Source organism: Barnesiella sp. CU968, assembly GCF_905219685.1.
GTDB lineage: Bacteria > Bacteroidota > Bacteroidia > Bacteroidales > Muribaculaceae > Lepagella > Lepagella muris_A.
The window spans coordinates 1-9,331 of sequence record NZ_CAJMXD010000083.1; the positions used below are offsets into that span (position 1 = coordinate 1).

At 43.4% G+C, this 9,331-nt stretch carries 9 protein-coding genes and 2 tRNA genes; 3 read left to right on the plus strand and 8 right to left on the minus strand.

All coding sequences use genetic code 11. The features are described from left to right. Positions 1-223: 223 nt before the first annotated feature. Positions 224-1,840, minus strand: a complete 1,617-nt coding sequence (locus tag JX312_RS04965; protein ID WP_204457253.1) for a tetratricopeptide repeat protein — start codon at positions 1,838-1,840, stop codon at positions 224-226. Positions 1,841-2,025: 185 nt separating this feature from the next. Between JX312_RS04965 and JX312_RS04970 the strand changes: the two genes are divergently transcribed. Then, positions 2,026-3,987 (plus strand): KUP/HAK/KT family potassium transporter, encoded by a 1,962-nt coding sequence (locus JX312_RS04970; protein WP_124029685.1) that lies wholly within the window; start codon positions 2,026-2,028, stop codon positions 3,985-3,987. A gap of 59 nt (positions 3,988-4,046) precedes the next feature. Here the strand turns inward: JX312_RS04970 and JX312_RS04975 are convergent. From JX312_RS04975 to JX312_RS05005, 7 genes are all read right to left on the minus strand, one after another. After that, positions 4,047-4,120 (minus strand) — tRNA-Arg (locus JX312_RS04975). 6 nt (positions 4,121-4,126) lie between these two features. Beyond that, positions 4,127-4,200, minus strand: a tRNA-Arg gene (locus JX312_RS04980). 72 nt (positions 4,201-4,272) lie between these two features. After that, entirely contained in the window at positions 4,273-4,644 is a 372-nt protein-coding gene (folB, locus tag JX312_RS04985; protein ID WP_123405880.1) for a dihydroneopterin aldolase, read from the minus strand. Between the two features lie 3 nt (positions 4,645-4,647). Next, positions 4,648-5,079 carry a ribose 5-phosphate isomerase B gene (rpiB, locus tag JX312_RS04990; protein WP_123405883.1) on the minus strand — a complete coding sequence of 144 codons (432 nt, stop codon included), beginning with the start codon at positions 5,077-5,079 and terminating at the stop codon, positions 4,648-4,650. A gap of 61 nt (positions 5,080-5,140) precedes the next feature. Next, positions 5,141-5,584 (minus strand): GtrA family protein, encoded by a 444-nt coding sequence (locus JX312_RS04995; protein WP_124029683.1) that lies wholly within the window; start codon positions 5,582-5,584, stop codon positions 5,141-5,143. Positions 5,585-5,596: 12 nt separating this feature from the next. Beyond that, positions 5,597-6,208: a ribosome biogenesis GTP-binding protein YihA/YsxC gene (yihA, locus tag JX312_RS05000; RefSeq protein WP_123405887.1), complete on the minus strand. Its 612-nt coding sequence runs from the start codon at positions 6,206-6,208 to the stop codon at positions 5,597-5,599. Positions 6,209-6,232: 24 nt separating this feature from the next. Continuing rightward, positions 6,233-7,603 (minus strand): aspartate kinase, encoded by a 1,371-nt coding sequence (locus JX312_RS05005; protein ID WP_204457254.1) that lies wholly within the window; start codon positions 7,601-7,603, stop codon positions 6,233-6,235. Between the two features lie 131 nt (positions 7,604-7,734). Between JX312_RS05005 and JX312_RS05010 the strand changes: the two genes are divergently transcribed. After that, the gene (locus tag JX312_RS05010; protein ID WP_204457255.1) at positions 7,735-8,682 is read left to right on the plus strand and encodes a DUF2156 domain-containing protein; all 948 of its coding nucleotides are present in this window, start codon (positions 7,735-7,737) and stop codon (positions 8,680-8,682) included. A gap of 37 nt (positions 8,683-8,719) precedes the next feature. Then, the coding region (locus JX312_RS05015; protein ID WP_204457256.1) for a polyprenol monophosphomannose synthase at positions 8,720-9,331 on the plus strand (612 nt) is incomplete at its 3' end.

A 9,331-nucleotide genomic window follows, 5' to 3' on the forward strand; every position in this document is an offset into this window, starting at 1 on the left:
ACAAATAGCAAATTGCCATCCAACTCTTGACCTCGAATTTGATTAACACTTTTTAAGAGACACTAGTGAAAAAAATTCAATCTAAAAACTATCTACAATTCTAAAAGCAAGCAGTTATGTTTGTCTACAATCAGAATTAGTTCACCTTTTATTATCAGGACTTTATATAAAAACCAATGTATACAGGGCACCTATTTTACACAAATCCGGCGACATCTCGTTTTCAAACGTTTCTAAGATATTCTTCAAGGCTGTATTCCTGATTCAGCGCCAAGGATTTTCTAAGTCGATAGCGGTTCATATTTACAGTACGCGGCTCAAGACCGAGCAGAAGAGAGATTTCTTTTGTCGACAATTTTCCTCTGATAAGCAATGCGAGATTGCGTTCTCCCTTGGTAAGCGAAGGGTGTTTTTCAATGAGTCGCATCAGAAAGTCTTTGTTTCTCTCTTCTACATTCAACAGAAATGTCGTACCGTTTTTATCATTCGTACAGTTAGTCGTGATAAAGGCATTTATTTTCTTAAGGTGCGCCCCTATCAATGAGGAATCCATCTTATAACCTTCCTTTATCATCTCCTTTATCTTATCCATTATCTCGTTTCGACTTTTGAGGAAAGCTGCGAATCCGGTAAGTTCCCTGCGGTTTGACTCAAGGAGGGTCTGGGCGTTCTCAAGTTCAAGCTGCTGTTGACGCACTTTAAGAGAATCAACCTCCTTTGCCGACATCTCAAGTTTATGGCGGGTTTCTATAAGCTGAAGATTCTTTTTATGGCGGTTCTTGATATAATAAAGCAAAAGACACACCGCACAGAGAACTATAAATGTTACAAGCAGAATGATGTTTCTTGTCAGCAACTCTATCTTGTATTCCTGCTCCTGCTTGTCTATGGCAATCCTCTGGTCTTCGAATTTTTTCCGCGACAGATCAAGTTCTGTGTCCCGGAGGCGATTGTTTTTCTGCAATTGAGTGGAAAGATCCGACATCATTCCGAGATATTCGTATGCCTTGCGGTAATCCCCTTTCATCGCATATACCATCGAAAGATACTCATAATTGTCACAAAGAAGTTCTTTGGCTTCGATACTGTCTATGTAAACTTTTGCCTGAGCAAGCGCAGTTTTTGCATCATCCGGTCTTCTGGCATAATAAAGCTGTTTTCCCTTATTGTTGAAATTTTCGCCAAGAGCCCAGTTGTTGCCGAGATGTTTATTGATTGCTATCGCCTCTTCAATCATTCCGAGTTTCTCATTGGAGTCTCCGGAATACAGACACATGCTGTTGAGATTCTTTGCGATACCTTTAAGATTCTTGAGCTTTCTGTTTATTTCAAGTGCCCTGCGGAAGAAATGCTCTGCAATCACATATTCATGAAGATTGAGCAACATGACTCCGCGCTCATTGTAACAGTCTGCCACAAGTGCAGAATCCCCAGATGCCCTGAACATGGAAGTGGCACGGTCATTGAGTTCCGCGGATTTCTGATAATCACCCAATTTGCTGAAAACTCTCCCCTGTAGCTTATATAGCCTTGCCTTCCATTGCGTGTCCCCATCTTTAATGAGACCTTCCGCATCATAAAGAATGTGTATGCTGAGATCAAAATTGCCGAGAAGCTGCTCTGCCTCTCCATACATTACAGTAGCCGCTATCGTAGCAGAATCAGGATGAGCGGTATCACATAGTTTCAACGCTCTGTTGGCAAGTCCGGATGCCCTCTTGGGATCGCTTTCGAGAACAGAAGACGCTTCTGCCAGTATGGCACGCACTTCGACAGAGTTATCCGCAGCGCATATTCCCGTGAAGGGGATAACGCATATAATAAGAAATATCGCGGACATTAATGAAAAACGATATGACATATAAGGCATAGGGAAAAACCGGAATAAGGAAATATGTTTATAAGAACAATTTGATGAATCACGGAGATACGAACGCAAATATACGAAAATATATCAGAAAACGGCACATGCCGGATTAAAAAAATATTTTGCAATAATTTGGTTGTTTTGATTGTTATATAAACATGAATTCGACTATAAATGACAAATCTTCGTTAAAGCGCCTCAGCATGGCGGGACTTCTTGTGACTCTGGGCATCGTGTTCGGAGACATAGGCACGTCCCCCCTTTATGTCATGAAGGCAATTGAGAGCGTGACACCTGACTACTCTCCCGAATATATCATCGGAGCTGTATCCTGCGTTATCTGGACTCTGACATTGCAGACTACAATAAAATACGTATTGCTTGCCTTAAGAGCCGACAATAAAGGAGAGGGCGGCATTCTCGCATTATTCGCATTGCTTAGAAAAAAATACGGAAAGAAGCTATGGATAGTAGCCGCCATCGGTGCAGCCGCACTGGTTGCCGACGGTGTAATAACACCGGCTGTGACCGTCACCTCCGCAATAGAAGGTCTTGAAATCGTAATGCCTCATGTCCCTATAATCCCTATTGTGACATTGATCATTCTATTCATTTTCATAATGCAGCAGATGGGAACCGGTAAAATCGGCAAGTTTTTCGGACCGTTCATGTTATTATGGTTTCTGATGCTTGGCACATTAGGTTCTCTCAACATACACCTGTGCCCGGGAATATTCAAGGCATTCAACCCCTGGTGGGCAATCAAGTTATTGTGCACCAACCCCGAATGGTTTCTTATTCTTGGCGCGGTATTCCTGTGCACGACAGGAGCTGAAGCATTATACTCCGATCTCGGACATTGCGGGCGCAAGAATATATCCGTCAGCTGGATATTCGTAAAAATAATGCTGATTCTCAATTATCTCGGACAGGGAGCATGGCTCCTTTCATCCCCAAAAGACGCAGGAATCAACCCGTTCTACGGAATTATGCCCGAATGGTTTACCTTTATCGGGGTGATAATGTCTACAGGTGCCGCCATTATTGCCAGTCAGGCATTGCTGAGCGGGTCGTTCACGATTTTCTCGGAAGCAATGAACCTCGTATTATGGCCCAAACTCAAGATTAAGTACCCATCTCGTGAAAAGGGACAATTATATATTCCGGCTGTCAACTGGGCTCTGCTGGCGGGATGTCTGCTGACAGTACTTATTTTCCGTGATTCAAGCCACATGGAGGCGGCATATGGTCTTGCGATAACTATCACCATGCTAATGACGACTGTGCTCCTGACCTTCTATCTGCACAGCCTGAATGTAAATATTGTGATATGTTCGGCTTTCATTATTTTCTTCGGTATCATAGAGGGTGTATTCTTTATCGCCAATATTTTCAAATTCACACATGGCGGATGGTTCAGCATCCTGATTGCCGGCATTGTGGCTACAGTCATGATTATATGGAACAAAGCGATAAGGCTTAGAACCTCATATGTCCAGTATTACGACATAGGCAAGGCAAAAGAGATAATAGTCGACATAAAGAATGACCATGAGATTCCGAAATTCGCTTCGAATCTCGTTTATCTGGTCCAGACATCCGATGACAAAAATATAGAAAGTAAAGTTATATATTCGATAATCAACAAACAGCCGAAACGGGCAGACCATTACTGGTTCGTTCATGTGACACATGTTGACGAACCCGAAACTCTTGAATATTCCGCAAAAGTGATTGTGCCGGAGACTATATACCGAATCGACATGTATCTTGGCTTCAGAGTACAACCCAAGATAAACGTATATCTAAGACAGGTCATAGAGGACCTTGTAAAAGAGGGGAAAGTAGATCTCAGGAGCGGTTATACCTCACTGAGAGAAAGAGGAATTGCCGGAGACTTCAGATTCATCATAATACGACGCATCTTCTCTCCTTCGAGCAGTTGTCCCCGCACTGCAGCGTTTATCATGCGAATGCACCAGTATCTTCGCCGCATCGGCATTACCGATCAGGAAGCTTTCGGTCTTGATACAAGTATGGTGACAGCCGAAACTGTACCGCTCATCATCAACACCACACCGGGAAGACGTATCGTAGCGGAGAAAAATCCATCTGAATAGTCTTATGGCATACAGGAGATGTAAACAATAAAAAAAGGAGGTGATAACACCTCCTTTTGTGACTCCTGCAGGATTCAAACCTGCAACCTTCTGATCCGTAGTCAGATGCTCTAATCAATTGAGCTAAGGAGCCATTCTGTGATTCGTGCAGGATTCAAACCTGCAACCTTCTGATCCGTAGTCAGATGCTCTATTCAATTGAGCTAACGAACCNTTCCGCGTGCGGATTATTTCCGATTTGCGATTGCAAAATTAATACTTTTTCATGATTCCGCCAAATATTTCTTAACTTTTTTTCCAAAAATATTCTATTCCGCAATCACCCACAATGCCGTTGATTGGAGGAGCTGTCTTAACAATCCTTACAATTATTTCATCTACAAAACTCCAACGACCTGATATTCTTTGAGATATAGACAACGCTACAGACTCAAGCAATCTGCGTTCTCTATGCATCTCCATTTTTATCTCTTCATATATGTCGGCATACGAAACAGATGTTGACAAATCCTCCTCTTTGAATAACGCGGCATCGTAGCTTACTGTAACATCAACTACATATTCGTTTCCTACCTTTCGCTCCTGATCATAAACCCCTATCCGGGAATTAAACCTCAGACCGCTAAGACAGATNCGAAACACATTGCTGCAATCCATATGTCACAGAGGCATTTTGTCTATTCTGCGCTGATGACGACCACCCTCAAATGGAGCAGCGAGATACGCATCGACTATACTCTTTGCNAGAAACTCCGATATGAATCGGGCTGGCAAGACAAGAAAATTGGCATTGTTATGACGCTTGGCAAGATCTGCCAGATCTTCCATCCAGGCGAGTGCGGCGCGAATGCCCTGGTGCTTGTTTAACGTCATCCCTATTCCGTTGCCCGAACCACACATGGCGATTCCGAACGAACATTCACCTTTCTCCACTGCGGAAGCGGCGGGATGGGCATAATCGGCATAATCGCATGATTCCTCACTGTCCGTGCCGAAATCAACGACCTCATACCCTTTTCCCTCCATATATTTCTTGATCACTTCTTTAAGTTCATAGCCTGCGTGATCACTTGCAAATGCCACTTTTTCCATATTTTGACTTGGTTTACTTAACTATGTTCAACTATTTATACAAGATACTCAAAGAAAAAGATTACACTTTTTTCTTTTTTATACTTCCTTGAAATATTTTAGCGGTAAACGCATATCTTACAAGGATGAAATTCACGGGCACGCATATTGCCAATGCCGGCAACAACGCCAGTGTCGGACCTACGACACCTTTGAATATGGCAACCAATCCGGTCTGCATGCCCATATTTATAAGATGACTCAGGGTGAATGCAAGACCCTTCTTCGCATTCGGATTGCTCCTGAACGTGAAATAGCTTGAAAGAAAGAAATTCGCAATGAAACTTATCGCATAACTGATCAGTGTGGAAACAACGGCTGTTGTTCCGACAGCCATGAGAAACACTATGTACATCCCATATTGAAGCACTGTCGCAAAACCGCCTACTGCAATAAAACGTATCAGCTCCGCCTTTTTGTCATTACTTCTTAAAATCTGATCTTTGTTCATTAACAGGTTAGACATAATACCGAAATTTTATTCCGTTTTACTTATTTCCTGATTTATTGAATATATATAATCAAGCAACTCCTGCCGTCCTGTCCCCTTTTCGGAAGATGTCACAAACACAGGCGGCAGTTCTTCCCATCTTTTCAGAAGCTCTTTTTTATATGCCTCCACATTCCGCTGACCAGCCACAGGACCGAGCTTGTCTGCCTTTGTGAATATGATCGAAAATGGAACTCCATTATCCCCGAGCCAGTCAAGAAACTCAATGTCGACTTTCTGTGGCTCATGTCTGATGTCAATTAGCACAAAAAGGGATGTCAGCTGCGCGCGCTCAAGTATATAACCTTTGATAATTTTTGAAAGTTTCTCCCTCTGCTCTTTTCCTCTGGCTGCATAGCCGTATCCGGGAAGGTCAACAAGATACCATTCACCGTTATCAACCTTGAAATGATTGATAAGCAACGTTTTTCCCGGTTTCTGCGAGGTTTTGGCAAGACTTTTGCTTCTGCCGAGCATATTGATAAGAGACGATTTGCCAACATTGGATCTTCCTATAAAAGCATATTCCGGCACATCTGTCGCAGGACATTTGTGCGGATTCTCGTTGCTTATCTCATATTTGATATTCTTTATTTCCATAACCATACGATTTTAATAAATATATCAAGATACAAAACAGAGTGAATGGATAAGGTTCAGTCCCTCACGAACTTTAGCACTCTCAAGCACTACGGCTACAGTCGTGTCTGACGCACCTTCCGAGATCGCTTTTACATCGACATCCGCACCGCGCAGCGTCTCGACGATACGCGCTCCGAGTCCCTTTGCTGTTTTTATGCCTTCGCCTACAACCGCAATGACAGACAGATNGTCGGTCTTTTCAATCGAAAGAAGCTCTCCCGACTGAATTTCAGGAGAGAACTCAAGTTTCAGCTGCTCCAGTGCTTTCTCACCATCCGACTGCGGCATAGCAATCGAGAATGTTTTTTCTTCCGATGGCTGAGCGACCAGAAACACACTGATTCCGTTCCTTGCCATCGCATTGTAGGCACGGGAGTTTATCTCAGCAACATTAGATGCCAACGGACCTGACATGGATATCATTGATGTGCTGTTGAGCGATGACACACCTCTCGCCTTCCCCTTTCCGGGTGCGTTGTCAGAAATGAGTGTTCCCGGTGCTGTAGGATTGAACGTGTTAAGTATCTTTATAGGTATATTCTTGTGAAACACGGGATATATCGTCGGTGGATAGATGACTTTGGCTCCGAAAGAACATAATTCCATACTTTCGACAAACGACATGCTCGGTATGATTGCCGCCTCTTTTATTATCCTTGGGTCGGAAGTCAGAAAACCATCCACATCTGTCCAGATCTCCAGAAGATCGGCATCAAGAGCGGCGGCTATCAGAGCAGCGGTGTAATCACTCCCCCCCCTGCCGAGGTTCGTGATTTCTCCGGTGTTGCGGTCAGTCGAAATAAACCCGCCTGCAACAGCATGTCGCTCTAACGGCAGCGCGAATTCTTCTTTTATCAATTTCTCCGTCAATCCCCGGTCAGCTATGTTGCGGTTGAACCACTTTTCTGTCTTGATGAAATCAAGTGAATTGTGATGAATTGCATTTTCAAGCATTGCGGCTACTATCACTGAAGACATCCGCTCTCCGAAACTCACGACCTCAGCCAGAGTGCGTTCCGGTAAAAGCCGTATCAGTGTCAGCCCTTTGTAACGCTCTTCGAGCTGGTCAAGCAATTCATCGACTTTCGCAAGAACCTCCGCTTTCCTCTCTTCCGGAACCAAAGCGGATATTATATCATAATGACGCTTACGGATCACTTTCATTTCATCCGTATAGTCCTCCTTACCTTCCGAGGCTGATTTGGCAGTAGCTATAAGCCTGTCGGTCAAGCCACCAAGTGCCGAAACGACCACTATCGCAGGGATCTCAAGCCCTTCGACTATGGCTTTCACATTGCGGAGACTTTCGACAGTACCAACAGATGTGCCACCAAATTTCAATACTTTCAACATCTAAAAATCATATAACGTTTATGACCTATCCGGCACTGCGGATAAACATATATTGCAAAAATACAAAAAAAAATGCAAACAGAACCTATTTTGCCGCCACGGTGTTTAACTTAAAAAAAATTCCACTACAGATGAAAAACACTTTGGACATAGATACAGATCATGACAGGCTGGATTTCAAGCCTGTCACAAAAGCTGATATACCGTTATTAATGAAGTATTTCACAAGATTTCCATCCCGCTCGTGCGATTTCTCGATAGGCGGCACGCTGATGTGGTCGGATTTCTATGGTTACAGATATGCTGTCTGCGGCGACACTCTGTTTATCAAAGGATACGATCCTATTGCCGGAAGAAACATATATTACCAACCATCAGGATGCCTTCCTCAGGAAATATGGATGAGACTTATACGTGAGGATTGCCGGAACTCTCCCGACTCCTGCGCGCTGATTCCCTTAGAGTCTGAAACGAGTATTGATGAGGAAACGACAGATTCCTTTGATATGAGCCTCCGGGAATATCTCTATCCGATTGAACGATTCCTGCATTTCTCGGGAAAGAAAATGGAAAAAAAGAGAAATCACCTCAACTATTTTATTAATAATTACGATAATCTCTCAATAGAGTCTCTTTCCGAAGCAAATCTGCGGGAGGTTTCCGATTTTACGAAGAAATTCATGTCGGAGCATGACGATTCTGAATTATGTCTGTATGAGAACTGTCAGACATTAGGGGTTCTTGAAGATTTCCATTCATACCCCTTTGAAGGAATCGTCCTGAAAATCGGTGGCAAAATCATCGGATACACTTTCGGCGAGAAAATCGGAGACACGTTTTTCTGCCATGTAGAGAAGGGCGACATAACATATCGCGGGGTGTATCAGGCTCTTGCATCTTTCATGAGCCGTGAGATAAATAAAAATCATCCTGACGTGATTTTCCTCAACCGTGAAGAAGACATGGGTGATGAAAGCCTGAGATACAGCAAGGAATCCTATCATCCCGCACTGTATATAAACAAGCGCATTGAAAATATCTCTGTTTTAAATGAAAATTCTCTTTTGAGAATAGCATGATTTTATTAATTTTGCAAAGAACAATTTCCTTTAAAACATGAGCGACGTTCTTGTAATTATTCCAACATATAACGAAATAGAGAATATCTCAAATATCATCGACGCGGTGCTTGCATTGCCCGATGGATTCGATATTCTCGTGATTGACGATGCATCGCCCGATGGCACACAGAATGCGGTCAGAAAGAAGATAGAGCAATATCCCGGCAGGGTAAATATGGAATGTCGCACCGGCAAACTCGGACTCGGCACAGCATACATACATGGTTTCAAATGGGCATTATCTCGTGGCTATCAGTATATGATTGAGATGGATGCCGATTTCTCACACAATCCGGATGACCTTCCCAGACTGTATCATGCCTGCAAAGACAATGGCGCCGATATGGCGATAGGCTCGCGATATGTGTCGGGGGTGAACGTTGTGAACTGGCCCATGGGACGTGTTCTTATGTCTTATTTCGCCTCAGTCTACGTTAGGATGATAACGGGCATGAAACTCCGCGATGCCACGGCAGGATTCGTTTGTTATCGCCGGCGTGTGCTTGAAGAAATAAACCTTGACAGAATCAAGTTCAAGGGGTATGCTTTCCAGATAGAAATGAAGTTCAAGACTCATTTCAAGAAATTCAAAATTGTAGAAGTGCCC

Bases quoted from the DNA above. Each gene is read 5' to 3' on its own strand.
- JX312_RS04965 (WP_204457253.1), bottom strand. From the start codon at position 1,840: ATGTCCGCGATATTTCTTATTATATGCGTTATCCCCTTCACGGGAATA.
- JX312_RS04970 (WP_124029685.1), top strand. From the start codon at position 2,026: ATGAATTCGACTATAAATGACAAATCTTCGTTAAAGCGCCTCAGCATG.
- JX312_RS04995 (WP_124029683.1), bottom strand. From the start codon at position 5,584: ATGTCTAACCTGTTAATGAACAAAGATCAGATTTTAAGAAGTAATGAC.
- yihA (WP_123405887.1), bottom strand. From the start codon at position 6,208: ATGGAAATAAAGAATATCAAATATGAGATAAGCAACGAGAATCCGCAC.
- JX312_RS05010 (WP_204457255.1), top strand. From the start codon at position 7,735: ATGAAAAACACTTTGGACATAGATACAGATCATGACAGGCTGGATTTC.